Below are 21,900 nucleotides of genomic sequence, written 5' to 3'. Positions count from 1 at the left end.
TCCATTTGTCGAAACGTGACCGACACGTGAGGGGCCCTCACGAGAGCGGTCAGTGGGACCGTGAGCGGTGGTAGACGGCGGTGAGCCTGCCGGGGCGGCGACGCCGCAGCTGGCGGTGCCCTCGGCCCGCGGGGGCGCGGCCGTCCAGCTGGATCCAGATGCGCACCTCGGTGCCGCCGAGCACCGAGGAACCGATCCGCACGTCTCCGCCGGTGGACTCCGCGAGCCGGCGCACGATGTCCAGGCCGAGCCCGGTCGAGCCGTCGCTGCCGGAGCCGCGGCCCCGCGCCATCGCCGTCTCGGGGTCGGGTATGCCGGGGCCCGCGTCGGAGACGAGGACGATCACCGCGTCCTCGCCATTGTGCACGTCGACCGCGAAGGCGGTGCCCTCCGCGGTGTGCCGGAAGACGTTGCCGAGCAGCGCGTCGAGCGCGGCGGCCAGGTCGGCGCGGGCCACGGGTATGCGCACCGGCCGGTCGGCCCCGGCCACCCGCCACTTGCGGCCCTCGTCCTCCGCGAGCGCGGACCAGAACGCCATCCGCTCCCGGACCACCTCGGCCGCGTCGCATCCCGCGCCCGGACCGGCCGCGGCCGTCTGCGGCTTGGCCTCCCGCGCCGTACGGATGATGGTGTCGACCTCGCGCTCCAGTTGCTCGACGGCGGTCCGGGTCTGGTCGGCGGCCGGTCCCTCGCCGAGCGAGGCGGTGTTGAGCCGCAGCACGGTCAGGGGCGTCCGCAGCCGGTGGGACAGGTCGGCCGCCAGCTCCCGCTCGTTCGCCAGGAGCTGGACGACCTGGTCGGCCATCGAGTTGAACGCGATCGCCGCGAGCCGCAGTTCGGTCGGGCCCTCCTCGGGCACGCGGGCGCCCAGGCGGCCCTCCCCCAGGTCGTGCGCGCCTTCGGCGAGGCGTTGCGCGGGGCGGACCATGCGGACGCCCAGCCGGTCGGCGACCGCGACCGAGCCGAGGACCAGCGCCACCCCGACCGCGGCGAGCACCGCCCAGGCCGTGCCCACGCCGTTGGTGACCTCGGACTCCGGCACGTACACCTCGACGACCGCGATCTTGCCGGTGCTGAGCGCGACCGGCTGGAGCAGCGTCGAGCCGCCGGGGACGGCGGTGGTGGAGGCGCGGCCCAGCGTCCGCACCGCCGCGATGTCCTCGTCGGCGGCGCGGCGCCGCCCGAGTTCGAGGGCCTCCCGGCCGTCGCCCGCGGGGAGGTGCACGGCCATCCCGGCGTCGGAGCCGGCGGAGGCGACGACCCGTTCGAGCTGGTCGCGGTCGGTGGTGATGGACAGGGCGGGGGCGACGGCAGCGGCCTCCCGCTCGGCGTCCGAGAAGGCGCGGTCGCGGGCCATCTCGCGGATGACGAGTCCGAGCGGCACCGCGAAGGCCACCACGACCATGGTGGTCACCGCCAGCGACACCTTGACCAGGGCCCACCTCATCGCGGCGCCCCCGCCCCCGGTGGTTCGAGCTTCACTCCGACGCCCCGGAGGGTGTGCAGATAGCGCGGACGCGCCGCCGTCTCGCCCAGTTTCCTGCGCAGCCAGGACAGATGGACGTCGATGGTCTGGTCGTCGCCGTACGACTGCTGCCACACCTCGGCGAGCAGCTCCTTGCGGGGCACGACGACGCCGGGCCGGCTGGCCAGGAAGGCGAGCAGGTCGAACTCGCGGCGGGTGAGGTCGAGCCGCGCGCCGTCCAGTTCGGCCCTGCGGCGCAGTGGGTCGACGGTCAGGCCGCCGACCCGGATCACGGGGGGCGGCTCCCCGTCCGCGGCGCCGGAGCGGGCGCGGCGCAGCACGGCCGCCATACGGGCCGACAGGTGCTCGACGGAGAACGGCTTGGTCAGGTAGTCGTCCGCCCCGGCGTTCAGCAGCCGGACGATCTCCGTCTCGTCGTCCCGGGCCGTGGCCACGATCACCGGCACGTCCGTGATCCCGCGCAGCATCTTCAGGGCCTCGGACCCGTCGAGATCGGGCAGTCCGAGGTCCAGGATCACCACGTCGAAGCGGACGTGGGCGACCTCGCGCAGCGCCTCCAGGGCCGTCCCCACACTGCGCACGGCGTGCGCGGCGTCGGTCAGGTGCCGGATCAGCGCCGAGCGTACGAACTGGTCGTCCTCGACCACGAGCACACTTGCCATGCGCCGCACCGTACGCCATCTCGAACAGCCGGGCGCAGGCCTGTGGACAACTCCCCGGACGGGGACAACCGGCCCCCGTGCGCGGCCCCTTGTGGACAACGCGTGGGACCCGTGAGGCAGTATGGCCCGCGATGCGCAGAGGACTCGTACACATACTGGCCTGGCTGCTCGCCACGGGCGCGGCGGTCACGCTGTCGTGGTGGGGAGTCCATACCGTGCTGGCGGGGACGGCCTACGATCCGCCGCGCGCTCTGCCCGTCAAGGCCGTCGACGCGTCCACGCGGGAGCCGAAGGTGTCGGCCGGCGTGCCGGAACGGACGCCTTCGCCGAAGCGGCGGGAGCCGAGCACACCTCCGGCGTCCACCTCCGCGAAACCGGGCCCCGCCGCCACGCCGTCGTCGCCCTCGCCCTCGCCGAGCACCGCCCCCGGCGCCTCCAGCCGGGTGAGGAGTTATGACACCGATGGCGGCCGGGCGGTCTTCGATCTGGGGAAGACCGCCGCCTCGCTCGTCTCGGCGACGCCCGGGCCGGGCTGGTCGATGCAGGTGTGGAAGACGGAGTCGTGGATCCGCGTGGAGTTCGCCTCGGGCGCGGACCGGGTGTCGGTGTTCTGCACCTGGCACGACGGGCCGCCCCGGGTGGAGATCGGGACCTACTGACCGCCGCGGTCGGTCATCGGCGCCCGCGTGCCGTACCCGGTCATCCGAACACCGACGGGGGCGGGGCCGGCGACGCCACCGCCGCGAGGTCCGTGACGGGCGCGGCCCCGCCGGTGAAGTCGGTGAGCGTCCTGCCGTGCTCGACGCGGGCGGGATGCGGGTCGGAGGCGGCCAGGCGGGTCAGCTCGGCGACCGGCAGCGGACGGTCGGAGGCGACCAGGACGGCGTTGCCGAAGCGCTTGCCGCGCAGCATCGCCGCGTCCGCGACCAGCGCGAGCTGCTCGAAACGGGCGGCGGCGGTGGCGATCTGGCCGCGCAGGTGGGCGAGCGGCGGTCCGTCGGCGAGGTTGGCGGCGTGGACCCCGCCGGGCTTGAGGGCCCTGCGCACGTCGTCGAGGAACTCGGTGGAGGTCAGGTGTGCGGGTGTCCGCGCCCCGCTGAACACGTCGGTGATGACGAGGTCGGCCCAGCCGTCCGGCACCTTGGCGAGGCCCTCACGGGCGTCGGCGGACCGCACCCGGACGCGCGCGTTCGGGTCCAGCGGCAGCGCGCGGCGGACCAACCGGACGAGGGCGCCGTCCCGTTCGACGACCTGCTGGGTGGAGCGGGGCCGGGTGGCGGCGACGTAGCGGGCGAGGGTGAGGGCGCCGCCGCCGAGGTGCACGGCGTGCACGGGCCGGCCGGGCGGGGCGGCGAGGTCGATCACGTGCCCGAGGCGGCGCTGGTACTCGAAGGACAGGTGGCACGGGTCGTCCAGGTCGACGTGCGACTGCGGGGCCCCGTCGATCACCAGGGTCCAGGCCCGGGCCCGCTCACGGTCGGGGACGAGCTCGGCGAGCCCGCCGTCGACGCTCTCGACGACGGCCTCCGCTTCGGCCTGTCTGCGTCGGCCGCCCCTGGACTTTCCCACGGGGTCATTATCGGGGTGGCCCGCCGAGCGGGGCGCACGCACCCGCTGCCGCCCGGTATCGGAGGAGGCCTCAGCGGCAGTTGTCCGCCGCCCTGAGGATCCGGGCCGCCTCGCCGAGGGCCTCGCGCAGCATCGCGGGGTCCGTCGCCAGGTCGGCCTCGCCGGGCGGCAGCAGCCAGTCCGAACCCTCCACGGGAGGCTCGGGCGCCAGGGTCGGTCCACGTCCGTCGGTCTCGGTGCAAATGCTCCCCGGCACGTCCCACGCGGCCGCCGTCCCCGGCGGGACCAGGAAGCCGAGGGTGTCGCCGCCGTCGTCGTGCAGTACGGGTCCCACGGCGTCGCCCGGCCCGCGCCGCAGGATGTCGACCGCCTCCAGCCCTTGTCGCGCCGGCACCGTCACCACATCGCAGCCGACGGCCGGTGCGTCCGGCGGTCCGCCCGGTCGCGGACGAGGATCGTTGATCCGGCTGGTCTTCATCCCGGCCTCCACCACGAAAACCCCTGCTTGGACGAGCGGTCGGGAGTCGGGGGCCTCCCGGTCCGCAGCGTTCAACGCGACAGGCCGTCAAGGGCTACGGCGGAAGTCAGCCGCAAAGGATGGCACTTCATGGCAGATCACGGATGAGATATCCGGTTTGTAGCCAAACTCAGCGTGGTGGATCCATCACAGCAGGTACGTTCTTGCCCGCCGGACACGGGGCAGACTATGCGGACAACTCGCAGCAGTCCGCCTCGAATCCGGCATGGTTCGACGGTTCGCACGAGAGGACCCGGCCATGGCGTCGTCACCGCTGACCTCGTCTCCATCCGATCGGCCCGCACGGCCGAACCTCGTCTTCCGGCGACTGCGCGGACAGCGCTCACCGGCCGAGTTCGCCGCGGCGATCCGCCGGGCCGGACTGGAGATCGGCGAGCAGGTCAGCTGTGACGCGCGGTACATCGGCCGGGTCGAGGCGGGCGAGATCCGCTGCCCCAACTACGCGTACGAACGGGTGTTCCTGCACATGTTCCCAGGCCGCACACTCACCGATCTCGGGTTCGCGCCCCGCTCGTCGGTACGCGGACGCCGGGCGCGCGACGTCGAGCACGCGCCCCTGACGCGCACCACGAACCCGGCGCACGCCACGAGCGAGACCAGCGGGGCGTGCGAGCCGTATACACCACAGAACCCGTACGACCCGCACAACCCGCACGACACCTACGAGGAGAGCGACGTGCTACGTCGCGCGTTCATGACCGGCGGAGGCGCCACGGTGGCCGCCGCCTCACTGGGGCCTGTCGGCCTCGCCCTCGACGCGACGGCGGCACAGCGCCCCGTGCACCGCGCCGGGGCGAGTGACGCGGGCGCCCTGGAAGAAGCCGTCCGCCGGATCCGGCTGCTGGACGACCGGCACGGGGCCGACGGTCTCTACCGTCGCGCCGCCGCCCCGCTGCGGGCCGCCTACACCCTGCTGGACGCCGGCGCGACCCGGCAGACGACCGCTGACCGGCTCTACTCGGGCGCCGGTGAACTGGCCATCTCCGTGGGCTGGCTGGCCCACGACTCGGGGCGCTTCGACGATGCCCGATCCCACTACGCGGAGGCACTGGCGACCGCCCGGATGACCGGTGACCCGGGCCTGGAGGCGCACGCCTTCTGCAACACGGCGTTCCTCGCGCGCGACGCGGGCCGGCCGCGCGAGGCGGTCCGGGCCGCCCAGGCCGCGCAGCGCGTCGCCCGGCCGGTGGGCTCGGCCCGGCTGATGTCGCTGCTCTCCCTGCGCGAGGCGGGCGGCTGGGCGGGGCTCGCCGACCGGGTGGGCTGCGAGCAGGCGCTGGTCCGGGCGCAGGCCTTCTTCGAACGGGGCCCCTCGGACACCGACCCCGAGTGGATGAGCTTCTACGGCGAGGCCGAACTGGAGGGCCTGGAGGCGCAGTGCTGGTCCACGCTCGGCGACTGGCCCCGGGCGGCACGGCATGCGCGGCGCGCGGCCGAGCTGCAGGATCCGCACTTCACCCGGAACATCGCCCTCTACACGGCGGAGCTGGCCGACGACCTCGCGCGCGGTGGCCGGCCGGACGAGGCCGCGGTGGCGGGGATGCGGGTGCTGGATCTGCTGGAGGAGGTCCAGTCGTCCCGCGTGCAGACCATGCTGGCGGCCACGGCACGGGTCCTGCTGCCGCATCGCAGGGCGTCCGGGGTGTCGGCGTTCCTGGACAGACACGCCGCGTCCCCGCGGATGACCTGAGGCCGCGGCAGGCGACGTTCGCCCCGCCGCGACACCCGGCACGCTCCTCCGGTCCCGGCTGCGCGGCCCCGCCGCGACGCCCGGGGCGCTCCCCCGTTCCGGCCGCGCTCGAACGGGAGTGGCCCCCCGCCGCCGCACCGGCCCAAAGCCGGAGGACGTCCCGTACGACGACGCCCGGCCGGCCCGCCGAGAGCAGGCACCGGACACCGCTCCGCGACGGGCGAACGTTGCCCGCCGCGGCACCGGAGGGCGGCGCGGGCCCGCCTCAGGCGAGATGCCCCAGGTCGTTCCAGCTCTCGATCGCGGGCTCCCCGTAGGCCCAGCCCAGCACGGACAGCGAGGTCGGGTTCAGCCGTATCCGGGCCGCGAAGTCGACCGGGAGGCCGAGCCACCGCGCCCCGATGGAGCGCAGGATGTGCCCGTGGGCGAAGACCAGGACGTCGCGGTCCTCGGCGCGTGCCCAGGAGACCACCTCGTCGGCCCGGGCCGTGACCTCGGCGAGCGACTCCCCGTCCGGCACACCGTCGCGCCAGATCAGCCAGCCGGGCCGGACGGCCTGGATGTCCGCGGGGGTCATGCCCTCGTACGCCCCGTAGTCCCATTCCAGCAGCGCGTCCCAGGTCCGGGCGCGGTCGCCGAAACCGGCCAGCTCGCAGGTCTCCCGCGCGCGTGCCAGCGGGCTGGTGCGCACCTCGACCCCGGCCAGACCCTCGTACGGTGCCCGGTGCAGGCGCTCGCCGAGCAGCTTGGCGCCGCGCCGGCCCTCCTCGAGGAGCGGCACATCGGTCCTGCCCGTGTGTCGGCCGGACAGGGACCACTCGGTCTGTCCGTGGCGGGCCAGCAGGATGCGCGCGGCCATGAGGCACCTTTCCGGAGGAGGAACGCAAGAGGAACTGCAAGGGGGACTCCTCCATCATCGCGCACGGCCGCCGCGGGCAACCCGGGGGGCGATCTCTGCGTCTTCGAGGTCCGGAGGCGCCCCCTCGTGGCGGGCGCGCACACCGTAAAGTGGCACGGCCGACCGGGCTACGAGACTGAACTGAAGGGGGAGGGCGATCGGATGCCGCACACCGAGACACCGGGCACCGAGGCGGCCCCCGCGCCCAGGCTGCGCTGGTGGACCGAGCTGCCGCTGATCCTGCTGGTGTACGCGTGCTACTCGGCCGGCCGGCTCCTCGCCCGCGGTGACGTCTCCGGCGCGGTCGACCACGGTCTGACGATCCTGCGCTTCGAGAAGGCGCTGTATCTCAACCTCGAGCATCCGCTCAACCGCCTCTTCACACGCGAGGCGTGGATCGGCATACCCGCCGACTTCTGGTACGCGTCGCTGCACTACCTGGTCACACCGGCCGTCCTGGTGTGGCTCTTCCGCTCCCGCGCCGTGCGCTACCGCGCCGCGCGCACCTGGCTGATGACGTCCACCCTCATCGGCCTGATCGGCTTCACACTGCTGCCGACCTGCCCGCCCCGGCTCCTCGACGCGAGCCACGGCTTCGTGGACACGATGGCGCAGTACAGCTCGTACGGCTGGTGGGGCGGCGCGGCGAGCGCGCCGCGCGGCATGGGGGACATGACCAACCAGTACGCGGCCATGCCGAGTCTGCACGTGGGCTGGGCCCTGTGGTGCGGGGTGATGCTGTGGCGTCACGGCGGTACGCGCCTGACGAAGGCGGCCGGTGTCGCCTACCCGCTGATCACCACGATCGTGGTCATGGGCACCGCCAACCACTACTTCCTCGACGCGGTCGCGGGCGCGGCCGTCATGGGCGTCGGGCTGCTGCTGGCACCCCTCGTGATGCGCGGCGCGGACCGGATCAAGGCGCGGTTCGTGCCGTCTGCCGCACCGGTCACGGCGGACTCTTCCGCCGCGGGTTCCTCGATTGTCAGTGCCGGATGCCAGACTTCCGCGGGTGAGCGAATTCCACGGCAGCGCGAGTCGGTCGGAGCGGGAGCCGAGCCGGGTGCCTCTCCCAAGGACGCGGGGGACGGCGCTCCGGCACCGGCTCGCTGAGCTGCGCGGCCCCGACGTACCCGCGAAGGCGCTGGACGCGCGCGCCCTGGCCGCGCTGGCCGCCAACCCCGGTTGTGCGCGGCGCGCGATCCTCGACGGCGCCGGGGTGAACAAGGCGGCGCTGGCGAGCGCCCTGGGCTCGCCGTCCGCCTTCGGGCAGTCGCAGTTCGCCCTCACCAGAGGCAACGCCTTCGAGGCGAAGGTCAAGGCCGACGCCGGCGCGGAGCTGCTGCGGCTGGTGCACGAGAAGCTCGACCGGTCCGCCGAGCCGCCCACGCGGGCGCGCGTGCCCGACCTGACCGCGACCGGCCCCCAGGGGCGCACGGCCCGTACGGCGCTGGAGCTGCGGGAGGCCGTCGCGCACCCGGGCGCGTGGACGCTGCTCGACCATCCGATGCTCGCCCTGGACGTGGCGGGCTCCCCGGCCTTCCTGGAGCCCGACGCGGTGGTGGTGCATCCGGACGGCAGCTGGACGGTGGTGGAGATCAAGTCGTTCCCGCTGCTGGACGGTTCGGCGGATCCGGCGAAGGTCGGGGCGGCGGCCCGGCAGGCGGCGGTGTACGTGCTGGCCCTGGAGGAGGTCGCGGCACCGGCTGAAGCGTCTCCGAGGCCGAGCGCCCCGGGCGGGGCCCCGCGGGTGCGGCACCGGATCCTGCTGGTCTGCCCGCGGGACTTCTCCAACCTGCCGGCCGCGTCCGCCGTCGACATCCGCAAGCAGCGGGCGGTGACGGCCCGCCAGCTGGCCCGGCTGACCCGTATCGAGGAGATCGCCGACGCGCTCCCCGAGGGCACGTGCTTCTCGCCCGAGCTTCCCGTGGAGGACCTGTCGGCGGCCGTGGAGTCGGTCCCGGCGGCGTACGCGCCCGAGTGCCTGTCCGCGTGCGAGCTGGCGTTCCACTGCCGGGCCCGGTCCCGCCGGGAGGGCGCGGTGACCACGCTCGGGCGCCCGGTGCGGGCGGAGCTGGGCGGCCTGACGACCGTGGAGGACGTCCTCGCGGCGGCGCGCGGTGAGGCGGGCGATCCCGACGACCCGGCCGTGGCGGCCCTGCGACGGGCGGCCGCCCTGCGCGCCGAGGCGCTGGAGGCGGCGTGTCGCTGATCTCCACCCTGGCCCGGCTGGAAGCCGTCAGCACCGGCCGTGCCCAGCCCGCCGCCACCGTCCGGCACCGGCATCTCGGCGAGCGCCCCCTGGTGTTCGTGCCGCTGACCACCGCCGGTGAGGCGGGCGCCCCGCTCGGCGCGCTGGTGGGCACCGACCGGGACGCGCCGCGCCTGCTGGCCGTCCCGCAGCCCCGCGACCGCGACCTCAGGTTCGCGTTCCTGGCCGAGCTGGCCGACATCGTGCTGCCGTACGTCGACGCGTACGCCGAGGCCGTGGAGGCCGCCGAGCGCACCGAGACCGACCCGGAGACCGGCAAGCGGGTCAAGGTCGAGGTCGACCTGTGCGCGGACGCGCCCCAGCTGATCGTGCCGAGCCGCGCGGGCATCGACCTCGTGCGGCTGCTCGGGCGCTCGACGCGGTTCCGGCGCACGGCGGAGCAGGATCCGGAGGCCCCCTACCCGGCACCGCCCCGGGTGCCGCTGCTCGGGCGGTGGCTGACGCACTTCGGGGAGCGGGCCCGGGTACCCGGTTCCTCGCTGCTGCTGGCGATGACCGACGTGCTGAGCCGGCACTGGGTGACCGGGCAGTCCGCCCTGGAGGACCAGCACCTGGGGGCGCTGCTCGCCTGGATCGACCCGCCGGAGGGTGTCACCGGCGCCGAGGCCGCGCTGCGCGCCGAGCTGGAGCGCGACGAGCGGGGCCAGTTGATCTGCCCGCCGGCCGGCCCGGCCACCGACCCGGCGTTCGACAACAAGCTGCTCGCCCCGGCCATCGAGCGCTACGACCGGGCCCGCACCGCCCTCGCCGCCGCCGAGGACGGCCTGGAGGCCGACGACCGGCTCGGGGCGCTGACCGCCGCCGAGCGGGAGATCCGCGACCTGGTGCTCAGCCGCACCCGCCCGACCTGGGACGCGGTCTGGCGCGGCCTCGACCTGCTGCGGGAGCTGCCCGAGGGGACACGGGTCGAGGAGCGGTGGACCCGCGACCGCTGGTCGTTCACCGGCCACCGCGACCGCGTCCTGGCGGGCGAGCCCCCGCAGCCACGCCGCGACGACGCCGTCACCGCGGCGAACAAGCTCGCCACGCGCGAGCGCGAACAGGCCCGGCTGGAGGCGCAGGAGGCCCTCGACGACCCGCTGGTGATGGCCGGTCGGCGGCTGTCCGGGGAGGCGTTCGCGGGTGAGGTCACCGACGTCGTGATGGCGTACGGCGAGGGCAGGCGCCCCACCCCGCGCCCCCTGGTCACGGTGCGCACGGACGACCGGCCGCATCTCGGCGAGCGGACGAGGGTGTACCGGTCGCTGGGCGGGAAGCCGCAGGCGGCGGAGTTCGTCGCGGCCGAGGAGGACGGCGGGCACGTGGTGCTGCGGGTCCTCGACAAGATGGGCCGCGGCAAGGAGCCCGAACCGGGTTCGGTGCCGGAGAAGGGCGACCGCGTCTGCTTCACGCTCTTCGAGCACGAGCAGCGGGGTGGCGCGAAGCTGCCCGACCCGGACCGGACGCCGTGGACGCACGGCGGGCCGCCCGGTGAGGCGACCCTGGAGGCCGCCGACCCGATGACCGAGGAGGACGTGCTGTGACCACGGTGTTCGATCCCTCGGCCGCCGCGGCGCAGGCGACCGACGCGATCCTGCGCGACACGCTGCAGGGCACCGCGCGCGGTGTCGTCGTGGACTCCCCGCCTGGCGCGGGCAAGTCCACGCTGGTGGTCCGCGCGGCGCTGGAACTGGCCGAGGCGGGCCGTTCGCTGATGGTGGTGGCGCAGACCAACGCCCAGGTCGACGACCTGGTCCTGCGGCTCGCCGAGAAGAACCCCGAGCTGCCCGTGGGCCGGCTGCACAGCAGCGACTCCGACCCGTACGACAAGGCGCTCGACGAGCTGCCGAACGTGCGCACGTCGGCCAAGGCGGCCGACCTCGCCGGACTGGCCGTGACGATCTCGACCGCCGCGAAGTGGGCGCATGTGAAGGTCGACGAACCGTGGCGGCACGCGATCGTCGACGAGGCGTACCAGATGCGCTCGGACGCGCTGCTCGCGGTGGCCGGGCTGTTCGAGCGGGCGCTGTTCGTGGGGGACCCGGGGCAGCTGGATCCGTTCGCGATCGTGGGCAGCGAGCAGTGGGCGGGCCTGTCCTACGACCCGTCGGCCTCGGCGGTGACGACCCTGCTGGCGCACAACCCGGACCTTCCGCAGCACCGGCTGCCGGTCTCCTGGCGGCTCCCGGCCTCCGCCGCGCCCCTGGTCTCGGACGCCTTCTACCCGTACACGCCGTTCCGCAGCGGCACCGGCCACGGTGACCGGACCCTGGCGTTCGGGGTGCCGTCGGACGGCTCGGCCCCCGATCGGGTGATCGACGAGGCGGCCGGGTCGGGCTGGGGCCTGCTGGAACTGCCGGCCCGGCACACCCCGCGCACGGACCCGGAGGCGGTCCGGGCGGTGGCGACGGTGGTACGGCGCCTGCTGGACCGCGCGGGCGCGGCAACCTCGGAACGATCCCCTTTCGCCTCCCCCCTCACCGCCGACCGGATCGCCGTCGGCACGGCCCACCGGGACCAGGCGGCGGCGGTCCGCTCGGCCCTGGCCGGTCTCGGCGCCACCGACGTGGTCGTGGACACGGCCAACCGGCTGCAAGGCCGTGAGTACGACGTCACGGTGGTCCTCCACCCCCTGTCCGGCCGCCCCGACGCCACGGCCTTCCACCTGGAGACCGGCCGGCTGTGCGTCCTGGCCTCCCGCCACCGGCACGCCTGCGTCGTGGTCTGCCGAGCGGGGGTGACCGACCTGCTGGACGACTATCCGTCGACGGAGCCGGTGCAGCTGGGGACGGTGGTGAAGTTCCCGGACGGCTGGGAGGCGAACCACGCGGTGCTCGCGCACCTGGCGGAGCACCGCGTGGAGTGGCGCCCGTGACCGGCGCCCGCGAGCACTTGCGCGTGGCCGGACTTCGCCTGTCCCGGGAGCTGTGACGAACACAGGGTGGTGTGCCGGCCGTACCCGAGACCGCGATGCCCACTTGCGCGCCCGCGAGACAATGGACGGTGGCCCACTCCACCGGGAGGGTCAGCGCGACGTACGAGGAGGAGAAGACATGGCGGAGCCCACGCCGCGTCGGAACGAACCGCGGCTACGCCCCGCGCCCCTGCTCTTCGAGCCCGCGGAGGCGGCCTCCGACCCCGAGCACTTCTTCGACCTCGAGTCGATCGACGACCCCCGGGCCCTGCTGGCCCGGGCGACGGAGCTGACGCTGGCGTTCCGGGCCGCGGCGGACCGGGCGGTGGAGTTCCAGGCGATGGCGGCGGCTCAGCTGGCCGACCCGCGCAGGTTCGACCGGCTGACGACCGCGGACATCGCCGAACGGGCCGAGTGGACCGAGGACTACGCCAAGAAGATGGTCGAGTTCGGGCGGGACCTGATGCGGGGCGACGCCGAGGGCCGGGGACCGGGCGAGACCGCCTGACACCGGCCCTTCCCGATCACCTGGCATATGCCAGGTGGGCAAGATACCCCTCCCGGCCCCCTCCTGTCCCGCTTTCCCGCAACCCATGGAAACCGAGTGCTCACGGCGGGTAGACCTGCATGCCATGAGCAGCACATGGAACGCCTCCGATGTCACCCCGGACGGGGCCGCCTGGCTCGCCTCGGCAGGAACGTATCCGCGAAGCACACTCGCCCTCTGGCTGGAGCGGCCGGACGCGCCGGTCGTGCTGCCCTGCGGCTCGGTCTTCGACGTGGTCAGCACACCGGCGATGTTCGGCCGGCGGATGCTCGACCGGCTGTGGGACGACGGGCCCGGCTCGGGGCCGGTCGCGCAGTTCCGGGGCAGGATGCTGCTCTTCGCCGCCCCGGGGACGGCGCAGCGGCTCCCCGCCCTGCTGGAGTGGGAGGAGTGGGGCGCGCGGGGCCGCCGGGAGACCCACCGCACGGACGCGGTGCCGCCGCTGCTGTGCCACGGCACCGGCGACGCGGTGACCGTCCCGGCCCCGTCGCAGAGCACCTCCGCCACCGGCCCGGCGCCCGCCGCCCGCACCGGGTCGGGGTCCGGCCGAGCCGCCGCCCCGTCCCGCTCCGGCTCCCGCTGGCTCGTCGCCCCGGACACCCGTCAGCCCTGGCTCCCCGGCCCCGAGGTACTGCTCTGGGCGGCCGTCCGGGCGGCCCGCTCCGCCGTGCGGATTTCGATTTTTCCTACCGCCGACCAGGGTGCTAAGGTCTACGACGTCAGCAGGCGCCGCTAGCTCAGTTGGTTAGAGCAGCTGACTCTTAATCAGCGGGTCCGGGGTTCGAGTCCCTGGCGGCGCACTGTACCGGTGGCGGCTTGTGTTCGCGGACAACGCGAGCGCGAGCCGCCACCGTCGTCTGTGCGCGGTTTCGCCGCGCGCCGTGAGGGCTGCCCACACCCGCCTCCGAGCGTCGTACCGCCGCCCCGTCAGCGCCCCACCGCGATCTTCACGGTCCAGGACCCCGACGCCGTACGCCCCTCCACCTCGACCCGTACGTCCTCGCCCGGCACCGTGAATCGCTCCCCGATGCCGATCGGCGCGTCCGCGAGGGGCGGGTAGACGGAGTCCTCCCAGCAGGCCTCGGTGCGCGGATGGGCGTCGATCACCTCGATGGGTCCGCCCCCGGACTGCGCCCCGCCCCGCACCCGGTACACGAGCACCCCCTGCCGGCAGGCGGTCACGTCGTTGCCCACCTGCCCCCGTGCCTCGAAGGCGAGCACACTGTCGGGTCCCGTCCGCACCACCGCCAGCTTGGTGCCCCGCCCGAGACCGAAGGCCTGCGCGCCCGCGGCCCCGGTCATCGGCCCTCCGGGTCCCGCCGCCAGCGGTTCCAGGGTCAGCCGGGCGGGCCCGGCGTCCTGCACGCACCGCACCTGCCGCGGATCCAGCCAGCCCAGCTTCCACTTGTGCCAGGCGAAGAGGTCGGGGGCGAGTCCGAACTGGCTGCCCATCAGGTCCCAGTCGCCGACGTGGGTGTCCCAGTCGCCCTTGCCGTCCACGGGACGGCGGTACAGGTCCGGCAGGTCGAACACGTGCCCGGTCTCGTGGGCGAGGACCAGCCGGTCCGGCGGGTGCTGTTCGAACACCGTGACGATCCGGCGCAGGTCGGTGCCGTCGGCCCGCAGCGGACTGGTCAGGTTCACCACCTTGGTCGCGTCGGAGTCCACGCCGGGCGCGTCCGGGTCGGCGATGAAGTACACGACGTCGTAGCGCGAGAAGTCCACCTGCGGGTCGGCCACGGAGAGCGCGTCCCGCAGGTACGCGGCCCGGTGCCCGGGGCTCCAGTCGCGCCGTATGTCGTAGGCGGTGGACGGCTGCGGCATCCCGATCCAGTGCCGCAGCGGATGCGGGCGCAGGGTGAAGCGGCCGTAGGAGGCGCGTTCGAAGAAGCGGGTGGTGGCCGGGAAGTGGTCGGCGGTCAGCTCCTGCGGGGTGGTCAGCGGGTGGGAGTCCGGGAAGGACAGGAAGACCATGACCGCGTCCAGGGCCCTGGCCGGGCGGGGATAGTCGGCGTTCCAGGTGTCCAGGCCCTCCGAGTGGTGGGCGTCGGTGCGCGTCAGGGCGCAGGGCACGGCCGAGTCGGGCCCGGCGGCCGAGGGGCCGGTGCCCAGGGAGGTGGCGGCGAGCGCGGACATGGTGGTGAACACGGCCGCGGTGCTGCGCAGTCGGGCGCGCGGAAACGGACGCGGCACGGGTACCTCCGGTGCGGTTCGCGGGACACCGCACCCAGCCTGTGATGATTTGTCCTACCGCACCCTGTTTGCCTACACCGGTCGGGTGAAGGGGGCGAAAAATCACGAAAGCCGACACCCCCGAAGCACTCACAGAACGTCACAACTGGTCGGGGCCCTGAAGGAGCCGTCCAGGTGCGTGCAGAAACGATCTGGCAGAAGGGCCGGTTGGCCGGGAAGACTGAACACCGGCTGGAAGGCCCCGGGGCCAGCCTCTATGATCGGCACACTTTCCTGACCTTTCCTGCACGGACAGAGATCGAATACATGCGGGAGCGAGCGGTGAGCGGAACCTCCGAAGGGCCGGCGCCCGCGGCAGACCTGGACCGGCCGGTCGTCACAGAGAGTGAGATCGACACGTCTCCCCGTACCGAGCCCCCGTCCCGGCAGCCCTATCGCTCCGTCTTCACGGCCGCCCCGCTCGCCATGGCCGTGGTGGACCGCGAGGGCTCGGTCGTCAGCGCCAACGACGCGCTCGCCGCGCTGCTCGGCGGCACCCCGGACGAGCTCGCCGGGTCCGTCGCCGCCGACCTGGTCGACCTGACCTCCGACGCCCGCACCTGGCACGCGTACCGCGAGGTGCTGCGCGGCCGGCAGTCACGACTGCGCTGCACGCGCCGGCTCAAGCACCCCGACGGGCACTCGCTGTGGGTGCAGGTGACGATCGCCCCGCTGCCCGCCGAGGACAGCGGTGTGTTGATGTCCGTCACCGACATCAGCGCCCGCCGGGAACTGCAGGCCCGGCTGCGGCACTTGCAGATGCACGACCCGGTGACGCGGCTGCCCAACCGCACGCTGTTCTTCGAGCGGCTGTCGGCGGCACTGGAGGCGGAGTCGTACGAGCAGAGCGGCACGGGCCGGATCGGGCTGTGCTACCTGGACCTGGACGGCTTCAAGGCCATCAACGACACCCTCGGCCACCGGGTCGGCGACCGGCTGCTGGCCGCCGTCGCCGAGCGTCTGACGCGCTGCGCGGACGAGGCCGGCCACTCACGGGCCAGCATCCCGCTGGTGGCCCGGCTGGGCGGTGACGAGTTCGCGCTGCTCGTCGAGGACTCCACGGGCACCGAACAGCTGGCCGAACTGGCCGAGTCGGCGCTGCGGGCGGTCCAGGACCCGTTCGACGTCTGCGGCCAGCGGCTGTCGGTCTCGGCGTCGATCGGCGTCGTCGAGCGCCACGCGGCGGGCACCACCGCCACCGCGCTGATGCAGGCGGCGGACACGACGCTCTACTGGGCGAAAGCCGACGGCAAGGCCCGCTGGACGTTGTTCGACCCGGAGCGCAACGCCCACCGCATGACCCGCCAGGCCCTCGCCTCCACCCTCCGCCCGGCCATCGACCGGGGCGAGTTCCGGCTGGAGTACCAGCCGCTGGTGGGCATGGAGGACGACCGGCTGCACGGGGTCGAGGCGCTCGTCCGCTGGAATCATCCTCAGTTCGGCGTACTGACGCCGAATCGGTTCATCGGACTTGCCGAGGAGGACGGTTCGATCGTCCCGCTGGGCCGCTGGGTGCTGCGCACGGCCTGCAAGCAGGCCCGCCGATGGCAGCTGGACCACCCGGACGAACCGCCGATCTTCGTCAGCGTGAACGTGGCGGTACGCCAGGTCTGGGACTCCGACCTGGTGGCGGACGTCGCGGAGACCCTGACCGAGGCGGGACTCGCGCCGCACCTGCTCCAGCTGGAGCTGACGGAGTCGGCGGTGATGGGCTCGGCGGGCCGCCCGCTGCAGACCCTGAAGGCCCTCAGCGACATGGGCGTCCGCATCGCCATCGACGACTTCGGCACCGGCTACTCGAACCTCGCCTACCTGAGCCGGCTGCCGGTGTCGGTGCTGAAGCTCGACGGATCGTTCGTACGCGGCTTCCAGTGCGACGACCGTGAGGCGGCCGCCCGCGCCAACCCGGCCGACGAGGTCGTCGTCGAGGCGATGATCCAGCTCGCGCACCGGCTCGGGCTGACCGTCACCGCCGAGTGCGTGGAGACCTCGGCCCAGGCGACCCGGCTGCGCCGCATCGGCTGCGACACCGGACAGGGCTGGCTCTACTCCCGTCCGGTGCCGCCGGATCGCATCTCCGAACTGCTGGGCACACCGGATGTTCAGGCGGGCGTCGGCAACCCGTAGGCGTCCGCGATGAGTTCGTAGGAGCGGACGCGGACGTCTCCGCCGTGCGCGTTGGCCGTGATCATCAACTCGTCGGCGCCGGTGCGCTTGGCGAGGTCGTCCAGGCCGGAGCGGACCTCGTCGGGGGTGCCGTGGACGACGTTGGCGTTCCAGGAATCGACGAAGTCGCGCTCCATGGGGCTGAACTCGTGGGCCTCCGCCTCCTCCGGGCTGGGCACGAGGCCGGGGCGCCCGGTGCGCAGCCGGACCATGCTCAGGGCGGCGGCCCGCACCTGCCGGCGGGCCTCGCGCTCCTCGTCGGCGGCGAGGGCGGAGACGCCGATGAGGGCGTACGGCTCGTCGAGCACGGCGGAGGGCTGGAATGACTCGCGGTACAGGTCGAGCGCCGGGACGGTGTTCTGCGCCGAGAAGTGGTGCGCGAAGGCGAAGGGCAGCCCCAGGACGCCGGCCAGGCGGGCGCTGAAGCCGGAGGAGCCGAGCAGCCAGATCGGCGGGCGGTGCGGGGACTGGACGCCGCCGGGGGACGTGGCCTGGACCGGGCCGGGAACGGCGTGGATGCGGCGGTAGGGGTGCCCGCCGGGGAAGTCGTCGTCGAGGAACCGGGTCAGCTCGGCGAGCTGCTGCGGGAAGTCGTCGGCGCCCTCGTTGAGCCGTTCGGTGCGGCGCAGGGCCGCGGCGGTGGCGCCGTCCGTGCCCGGGGCGCGGCCGAGACCGAGGTCGACCCGGCCCGGGGCCATGGCCTCCAGCGTCCCGAACTGCTCGGCGATCACGAGCGGGGCGTGGTTGGGCAGCATCACACCGCCCGAGCCGAGCCGGATGCGCTCGGTGTGCGCGGCGAGGTGGGCCAGGATCACGGCCGGGGACGAGGAGGCCACGCCCGGCATGGAGTGGTGCTCGGCGACCCAGTACCGGTGGAAGCCGCGGCTCTCCGCGAGACGGGCCAGGTCGACGCTGGTGCGCAGGGCGTCGGAGGCGGTACGGCCGGCCCCCACGGTGACCAGGTCCAGTACGGAGAGGGGGACGGGGGCGCTGCCCTGGGCTGCGCCGCGAATCTCGTCTGCCGCCACGGTGGGGTGCCTCCTGCTGTGGGCCGTGTGCTGTCGTACCGGCCCTAACAGGGGACTGTCTCCGGTTATTCCGGGCCACTGCGGCCGAGGCGTCAGGCGGCCTGCTCCCAGTCGCCGCGCGCACTGCCCCGCGGGGGCGGGCGGTGGGCCTTCTCGCGTGCCCGCAGGACGGCCCACGCGAGGGCGGTCGCGCCGACGAGCCACCAGGGCACCGGCCACACGACGCCCCACCAGTCGGCCCGGGGATCGAGGAAGGCGTCCGCGGCGGCGGAGGCCATGGCCACGGCCAGACTCCGGCACAGCAGGCGACCGGACAGCTGGACAGCGCTTGCGGAGGTTCTGAACGGGCCCGTTTCGGCCATCGGGGAGTCCTTCACGGCACGACTGGCTGCGGACGTGGCCAGTGTGCACGGAATGGACAGCGAAAGGGGAACGCGCTTTCGGTCAACCCAAGGGCCGCCTGTCGCGGCGGAGTTGAGCATTCCTCAGCTCCGGGTGGTGCGTTGGCGCACCGATGTCCCGCTTCCTCCCGAAGAAGGGGTGGGACCGATTCCGGCCCGTATGGGGCGCGCGTTCGAGGGCACGGCCCCCTTTCTCACCCCGCTCCGGGGCACTCGGACTCCATGACGACGGGTGCCCACCGCGTGGCACGAGCGGCCGGCTGCCTCAAGGCGGCCTTTGTGGTGGCCGTCGCCATGAATCCGACCGAGGCCGTCCGGGACCCGGATGGACTCGCCTGGAGGGCGGCCCGGACGGCGGCGAGTGTGCTCTTCACCGTCGCCCTCGTCACCTACGTCGTACTGCGGGTGCTGCGGTGGCGTCGCACGAGGACCGAGCGTCCATGAGCAGGAACCGGCCAGGTCCGCGCGACCGCCGACAGGGCGCCTGCGCGCTGGGCTTCTTCAAAGCCGTGGTCGCCGGGCCGCGGAGGCCGCTCGACTCGGGAAGTCGGAGGGGACCTCCTTCTGGCCTTGGCGGTGGGGGCTGTCGCAAGGCGCAGCCGCCGGCTTCGCCTTCCCCTCCGTCCTTCCGCGTCGCCGCCGGGAGCGGCCCGCCGCCCCGCCACCGCCGCACCCCCCGCCCCCACCACCGGAACACAAAGCCTGAGCCATGCCGGAAACACCGGCTCAAGCCGCTGTCACCCGGGCCTGCGAGGTAGGCACGTGCGCCGCCCGCGGTGGTGCCGTCGCGGACGGCGGGTTGGCCCAGGGCCTCACGCCTGGACGAGCGGCTCCCTCGAGAAGAGTGCGCCCAGTTCCGGCGCGTTCACCCGCCGGTCCGCCAGACGCAGGGCCTCCCAGACCGTGACCTGGTTGGCGGTGAGGACCGGCTTGCCCACTTCCTTCTCCAGGGCGGGGATGTGGGCCGCCGTGTGGAGGGCGGTGTCGGGCAGGAGAAGGGCCTGGGCGTCGGGGTGGTCGGAGTTCCGGGCCAGGGCGAGGAGTTCCGTCTCGCCCCAGGTGCCGACCTCGGCGGCCGTGATGATGCCGGAGCTGCCGACCGAGACGACCTCCACGCCGGCCGAGCGGAGGAACTCGGCGAACAGCCGGGCCACGTCCTCCGGATAGGTCGCCCCGACAGCGACCCGCCGCACCCCCAGTTCCCGCACCGCGTGCGTGAACGCGAAGGACGTGGAGGAGGCAGGCATGCCGGCGGTCTGGGCCAGGGCGCGGATTTGTTCCTGCGCGCCGTCCCAGCCGTAGACGAAACTGCCGCTCGTGCAGGCCCACACCACGGCGTCGGCACCCGCGTGCCGCAGTTCCTGCACGCCCGCCGCCAGCCGGCCGGCGGAGCCCATCTCGAGCAGCGCGTCCACCCGGTGCGCGTCCTCGCCGATGTCGGTGTGCACCAGGTCCACCCGGATGTCACTGCCCAGCAACTGCTCGATGCGCGGATAGTCGTCCTCGGCGGAGTGGCCCGGGTAGAGAAATCCCAGCGCTGTCATGTCCAGCCTTCCTGCTGCTGCTCTTCTTCCGGCAGTACGGGACCGGGGTCCGCCCCCGGCGCCACGGGACCGGAACGCGCCGCCGGATTGATCAGCGCTTGGTACGGCCCCACCGCACGGGTACCCAGTCGGCGCAGTGCCGCCCACATCGTCACTTGGTTGGCCGAGATCACGGGGATGCGCAGCTCGGCCTCCAACTGGGGGATCACGTCGTAGGTGGGCAGGTTGGTGCAGCTGATGAACAGCGCGTCGGCGTCGCCCCGGACGGCCTGCCGTGCCATGTCCACCACCTCCCGGTAGGGGACCTTCCAGATGTGCCGGGTCAGCCCCATGAAGGCGCAGCCGGAGATCGTGACACCGGCCTGGGCGACGTACTCCTCCAGCGACCGCGTCACCGAGACCGTGTACGGCGTCACCAGGGCCACCCGCCGCACGTCCAGCTCGACCAGGGCCTCCAGCAGCGCACCGGAGGTGGTGATGGCCGGTACGGCACCGGCGCGGCTCATCGCCTCGCACATCGCCCGCTCGCCCATCATGCCGCCGACGAAACTGCCCGACGTACAGGCGTAGGCCACCACCTCGGGGGCGATCGCGTTGAGCGTGCGGACCGCCTCGCTCAGCGTCTCGTGCTCGCTGACCAGGCGGGCCAGGTCGAGACTGACCTCGACCGGTACGAACGGGGTCCGGGTCATATGGAGGGAGACCTCGTCCGGCACCCAGCGCCACAGCTCACGGTCGAGGGCGAAGTCGAAGGGAGCGACGACGCCGACCCCCCGCTGCGGGCTCGGCCCGCCGAGAAATGAGACGTCCATGGCAGCCACCGGCCTCACGCTGGGCAACGAGTGTGCAACGGATCGTGGGAACGCCCGTGTTGACGACGGTAGGTTCGGGTGCGAGCGTGGTCAATCCGCCCGGATCACTCCTTGGTCAACACCGGGTTAACTCGTCGTCACCGGCGGTCGCGTCCAGGCCGTCCGCCCTCGCCGAACGGCTGGAGAAACGGCTGCTCATGCCCACCCCCACCCTCCTCGTCCTGGACGCCGAACCCCTCCCCCGCCTCGGGCGCCTCACCGGTCGCGCCCGTGTCGAGCACACCGACGCGGCGCATCTCGCCGAGCGCCTCCCGCGTGCGGACGCACTCCTGGTGTGGGACTTCACCTCGCGCGCCGTACGGGACGCGTGGCCGGGCGAGGGTCCGCGACCGCGCTGGGTGCACACGGCGAGCGCCGGCGTGGACCATCTGATGTGTCCGGAGCTCGCCGCCTCGGACACGGTGGTGACGAACGCGCGCGGCGTCTTCGACCAGCCGATCGCCGAGTACGTCGCCGCGCTCGTGCTGGCGATGGCCAAGGACCTGCCCAGGACGCTGGAACTCCAGCGGGAGCGGACCTGGCGGCACCGCGAGTCGCACAGGATCGCCGGGACCCGGGCCGTGGTGGTCGGCTCCGGGCCGATCGGCCGGGCGATCGCGCGCACGCTGGGAGCGCTGGACATCACGACCGCGCTCGTGGGCCGCGCCGCGCGCTCCGGCGTGCACGGCCCGGAGGACCTGGACCGGCTGCTGGCCCGCGCCGACTGGGTGGTCGCGGCGGCGCCGCTCACGGACGAGACGCGGGGGATGTTCGACGCCCGCCGCTTCGGCCTGATGCAGCCGTCCGCCCGGTTCGTCAACATCGGCCGCGGGCAGCTGGTCGTCGAGGACGCGCTCGCCGAGGCCCTGGCCAAACGCTGGATCGCGGGCGCCGCCCTGGACGTCTTCGAGGCCGAACCCCTGCCCGCCGACAGCGCGTTGTGGCGGACCCCGGGCCTGATCGTGTCCCCGCACATGAGCGGCGACACCGTCGGCTGGCGCGACGAACTCGGCGCGCAGTTCGTGGAGCTGTACGAACGGTGGGCGGCCGGTGAGCCGCTGACGAACGTGGTCGACAAGCAGCGTGGGTACGTACCTGGTCACTGACGTTCCTGGGAGGTCTG

The 21,900-nt window shown here is 73.8% G+C and carries 21 protein-coding genes and 1 tRNA gene; 12 read left to right on the top strand and 10 right to left on the bottom strand.

Features of this window, described 5'->3' with window-relative positions; genetic code table 11:
* Window positions 1-49: 49 nt before the first annotated feature.
* Together ABTX62_RS12790 and ABTX62_RS12785 are read right to left on the bottom strand one after the other, a co-directional pair.
* A complete protein-coding gene (locus ABTX62_RS12790; protein ID WP_352116178.1) occupies window positions 50-1,447 on the bottom strand; it encodes a sensor histidine kinase in 1,398 nt (465 codons plus the stop codon).
* Window positions 1,444-2,148: a response regulator transcription factor gene (locus tag ABTX62_RS12785; protein ID WP_352116177.1), complete on the bottom strand. Its 705-nt coding sequence runs from the start codon at window positions 2,146-2,148 to the stop codon at window positions 1,444-1,446. The genes ABTX62_RS12790 and ABTX62_RS12785 overlap by 4 nt, the downstream gene beginning before the upstream one ends.
* A gap of 131 nt (window positions 2,149-2,279) precedes the next feature.
* On the opposite strand from ABTX62_RS12785, the gene ABTX62_RS12780 reads away from it, so the two are divergent.
* Window positions 2,280-2,807, top strand: coding sequence for a hypothetical protein (locus ABTX62_RS12780; RefSeq protein WP_352116176.1), 528 nt, complete (start codon window positions 2,280-2,282; stop codon window positions 2,805-2,807).
* A 40-nt stretch (window positions 2,808-2,847) separates the two neighbouring features.
* On the opposite strand, the gene ABTX62_RS12775 is transcribed toward ABTX62_RS12780, so the two are convergent.
* Complete coding sequence (locus ABTX62_RS12775) at window positions 2,848-3,717, bottom strand: spermidine synthase (protein WP_352116175.1); 870 nt, start codon at window positions 3,715-3,717, stop codon at window positions 2,848-2,850.
* Window positions 3,718-3,787: 70 nt separating this feature from the next.
* Window positions 3,788-4,195 (bottom strand): hypothetical protein, encoded by a 408-nt coding sequence (locus tag ABTX62_RS12770; RefSeq protein ID WP_352116174.1) that lies wholly within the window; start codon window positions 4,193-4,195, stop codon window positions 3,788-3,790.
* Between the two features lie 298 nt (window positions 4,196-4,493).
* On the opposite strand from ABTX62_RS12770, the gene ABTX62_RS12765 reads away from it, so the two are divergent.
* The gene (locus ABTX62_RS12765; protein ID WP_352116173.1) at window positions 4,494-5,945 is read left to right on the top strand and encodes an NsdA family TPR-like regulatory protein; all 1,452 of its coding nucleotides are present in this window, start codon (window positions 4,494-4,496) and stop codon (window positions 5,943-5,945) included.
* A 265-nt stretch (window positions 5,946-6,210) separates the two neighbouring features.
* Here the strand turns inward: ABTX62_RS12765 and ABTX62_RS12760 are convergent, their stop codons facing one another.
* Window positions 6,211-6,804: a histidine phosphatase family protein gene (locus ABTX62_RS12760; RefSeq protein WP_283973151.1), complete on the bottom strand. Its 594-nt coding sequence runs from the start codon at window positions 6,802-6,804 to the stop codon at window positions 6,211-6,213.
* Between the two features lie 201 nt (window positions 6,805-7,005).
* Between ABTX62_RS12760 and ABTX62_RS12755 the strand changes: the two genes are divergently transcribed.
* From ABTX62_RS12755 to ABTX62_RS12725, 7 genes are all read left to right on the top strand, one after another.
* Complete coding sequence (locus tag ABTX62_RS12755; protein ID WP_352116172.1) at window positions 7,006-7,956, top strand: phosphatase PAP2 family protein; 951 nt, start codon at window positions 7,006-7,008, stop codon at window positions 7,954-7,956.
* Window positions 7,907-9,055 carry a hypothetical protein gene (locus ABTX62_RS12750; protein WP_352116171.1) on the top strand — a complete coding sequence of 383 codons (1,149 nt, stop codon included), beginning with the start codon at window positions 7,907-7,909 and terminating at the stop codon, window positions 9,053-9,055. The genes ABTX62_RS12755 and ABTX62_RS12750 overlap by 50 nt, the downstream gene beginning before the upstream one ends.
* Window positions 9,046-10,638, top strand: a complete 1,593-nt coding sequence (locus ABTX62_RS12745; protein WP_352116170.1) for an amino acid adenylation domain-containing protein — start codon at window positions 9,046-9,048, stop codon at window positions 10,636-10,638. Before ABTX62_RS12750 ends, ABTX62_RS12745 begins: the two co-directional genes overlap by 10 nt.
* Window positions 10,635-11,969: an AAA domain-containing protein gene (locus ABTX62_RS12740; RefSeq protein ID WP_352116169.1), complete on the top strand. Its 1,335-nt coding sequence runs from the start codon at window positions 10,635-10,637 to the stop codon at window positions 11,967-11,969. The genes ABTX62_RS12745 and ABTX62_RS12740 overlap by 4 nt, the downstream gene beginning before the upstream one ends.
* Before the next feature lie 178 nt (window positions 11,970-12,147).
* Window positions 12,148-12,516, top strand: coding sequence for a DUF8844 domain-containing protein (locus ABTX62_RS12735; RefSeq protein WP_107455154.1), 369 nt, complete (start codon window positions 12,148-12,150; stop codon window positions 12,514-12,516).
* Window positions 12,517-12,640: 124 nt separating this feature from the next.
* Window positions 12,641-13,291, top strand: coding sequence for a bifunctional DNA primase/polymerase (locus tag ABTX62_RS12730; RefSeq protein ID WP_352116168.1), 651 nt, complete (start codon window positions 12,641-12,643; stop codon window positions 13,289-13,291).
* Window positions 13,282-13,355, top strand: a tRNA-Lys gene (locus tag ABTX62_RS12725). The genes ABTX62_RS12730 and ABTX62_RS12725 overlap by 10 nt, the downstream gene beginning before the upstream one ends.
* 127 nt (window positions 13,356-13,482) lie before the next feature.
* On the opposite strand, the gene ABTX62_RS12720 is transcribed toward ABTX62_RS12725, so the two are convergent.
* Window positions 13,483-14,748, bottom strand: coding sequence for a M6 family metalloprotease domain-containing protein (locus tag ABTX62_RS12720; RefSeq protein WP_352116167.1), 1,266 nt, complete (start codon window positions 14,746-14,748; stop codon window positions 13,483-13,485).
* A 306-nt stretch (window positions 14,749-15,054) separates the two neighbouring features.
* Here ABTX62_RS12720 and ABTX62_RS12715 point away from each other — a divergent pair, with 306 nt between their 5' ends.
* Window positions 15,055-16,914 (top strand): putative bifunctional diguanylate cyclase/phosphodiesterase, encoded by a 1,860-nt coding sequence (locus ABTX62_RS12715; protein WP_352116166.1) that lies wholly within the window; start codon window positions 15,055-15,057, stop codon window positions 16,912-16,914.
* Here the strand turns inward: ABTX62_RS12715 and ABTX62_RS12710 are convergent.
* Entirely contained in the window at window positions 16,890-17,981 is a 1,092-nt protein-coding gene (locus tag ABTX62_RS12710) for an LLM class flavin-dependent oxidoreductase (protein WP_352116165.1), read from the bottom strand. The two genes, ABTX62_RS12715 and ABTX62_RS12710, sit on opposite strands and share 25 nt — an antisense overlap.
* 92 nt (window positions 17,982-18,073) lie before the next feature.
* Window positions 18,074-18,265 (bottom strand): hypothetical protein, encoded by a 192-nt coding sequence (locus ABTX62_RS12705; protein WP_352116164.1) that lies wholly within the window; start codon window positions 18,263-18,265, stop codon window positions 18,074-18,076.
* A 339-nt stretch (window positions 18,266-18,604) separates the two neighbouring features.
* Between ABTX62_RS12705 and ABTX62_RS12700 the strand changes: the two genes are divergently transcribed.
* Window positions 18,605-18,826 carry a hypothetical protein gene (locus ABTX62_RS12700; RefSeq protein WP_352116163.1) on the top strand — a complete coding sequence of 74 codons (222 nt, stop codon included), beginning with the start codon at window positions 18,605-18,607 and terminating at the stop codon, window positions 18,824-18,826.
* Between the two features lie 368 nt (window positions 18,827-19,194).
* Here the strand turns inward: ABTX62_RS12700 and ABTX62_RS12695 are convergent, their stop codons facing one another.
* Both ABTX62_RS12695 and ABTX62_RS12690 read right to left on the bottom strand, forming a co-directional pair.
* Entirely contained in the window at window positions 19,195-19,926 is a 732-nt protein-coding gene (locus tag ABTX62_RS12695; RefSeq protein ID WP_352116162.1) for a maleate cis-trans isomerase family protein, read from the bottom strand.
* Complete coding sequence (locus ABTX62_RS12690; RefSeq protein WP_352116257.1) at window positions 19,923-20,738, bottom strand: maleate cis-trans isomerase family protein; 816 nt, start codon at window positions 20,736-20,738, stop codon at window positions 19,923-19,925. The genes ABTX62_RS12695 and ABTX62_RS12690 overlap by 4 nt, the downstream gene beginning before the upstream one ends.
* Window positions 20,739-20,935: 197 nt before the next feature.
* On the opposite strand from ABTX62_RS12690, the gene ABTX62_RS12685 reads away from it, so the two are divergent.
* Window positions 20,936-21,883, top strand: a complete 948-nt coding sequence (locus tag ABTX62_RS12685; RefSeq protein WP_352116161.1) for a D-2-hydroxyacid dehydrogenase — start codon at window positions 20,936-20,938, stop codon at window positions 21,881-21,883.
* The last annotated feature ends 17 nt before the right edge of the window (window positions 21,884-21,900 follow it).

The sequence above is a fragment of the Streptomyces sp. NPDC096046 genome, from assembly GCF_040303285.1.
Lineage (GTDB): Bacteria > Actinomycetota > Actinomycetes > Streptomycetales > Streptomycetaceae > Streptomyces.
This window is presented reverse-complemented; position numbering and strand designations above follow the sequence as displayed.

Excerpts from the sequence above, each read along its gene's own strand:
- ABTX62_RS12790 (WP_352116178.1), bottom strand. The coding sequence starts at position 1,447 with ATGAGGTGGGCCCTGGTCAAGGTGTCGCTGGCGGTGACCACCATGGTC.
- ABTX62_RS12785 (WP_352116177.1), bottom strand. The coding sequence starts at position 2,148 with ATGGCAAGTGTGCTCGTGGTCGAGGACGACCAGTTCGTACGCTCGGCG.
- ABTX62_RS12780 (WP_352116176.1), top strand. The coding sequence starts at position 2,280 with ATGCGCAGAGGACTCGTACACATACTGGCCTGGCTGCTCGCCACGGGC.
- ABTX62_RS12770 (WP_352116174.1), bottom strand. The coding sequence starts at position 4,195 with ATGAAGACCAGCCGGATCAACGATCCTCGTCCGCGACCGGGCGGACCG.
- ABTX62_RS12765 (WP_352116173.1), top strand. The coding sequence starts at position 4,494 with ATGGCGTCGTCACCGCTGACCTCGTCTCCATCCGATCGGCCCGCACGG.
- ABTX62_RS12760 (WP_283973151.1), bottom strand. The coding sequence starts at position 6,804 with ATGGCCGCGCGCATCCTGCTGGCCCGCCACGGACAGACCGAGTGGTCC.
- ABTX62_RS12755 (WP_352116172.1), top strand. The coding sequence starts at position 7,006 with ATGCCGCACACCGAGACACCGGGCACCGAGGCGGCCCCCGCGCCCAGG.
- ABTX62_RS12735 (WP_107455154.1), top strand. The coding sequence starts at position 12,148 with ATGGCGGAGCCCACGCCGCGTCGGAACGAACCGCGGCTACGCCCCGCG.
- ABTX62_RS12730 (WP_352116168.1), top strand. The coding sequence starts at position 12,641 with ATGAGCAGCACATGGAACGCCTCCGATGTCACCCCGGACGGGGCCGCC.
- ABTX62_RS12715 (WP_352116166.1), top strand. The coding sequence starts at position 15,055 with ATGCGGGAGCGAGCGGTGAGCGGAACCTCCGAAGGGCCGGCGCCCGCG.
- ABTX62_RS12700 (WP_352116163.1), top strand. The coding sequence starts at position 18,605 with ATGACGACGGGTGCCCACCGCGTGGCACGAGCGGCCGGCTGCCTCAAG.
- ABTX62_RS12695 (WP_352116162.1), bottom strand. The coding sequence starts at position 19,926 with ATGACAGCGCTGGGATTTCTCTACCCGGGCCACTCCGCCGAGGACGAC.
- ABTX62_RS12690 (WP_352116257.1), bottom strand. The coding sequence starts at position 20,738 with ATGGACGTCTCATTTCTCGGCGGGCCGAGCCCGCAGCGGGGGGTCGGC.
- ABTX62_RS12685 (WP_352116161.1), top strand. The coding sequence starts at position 20,936 with ATGCCCACCCCCACCCTCCTCGTCCTGGACGCCGAACCCCTCCCCCGC.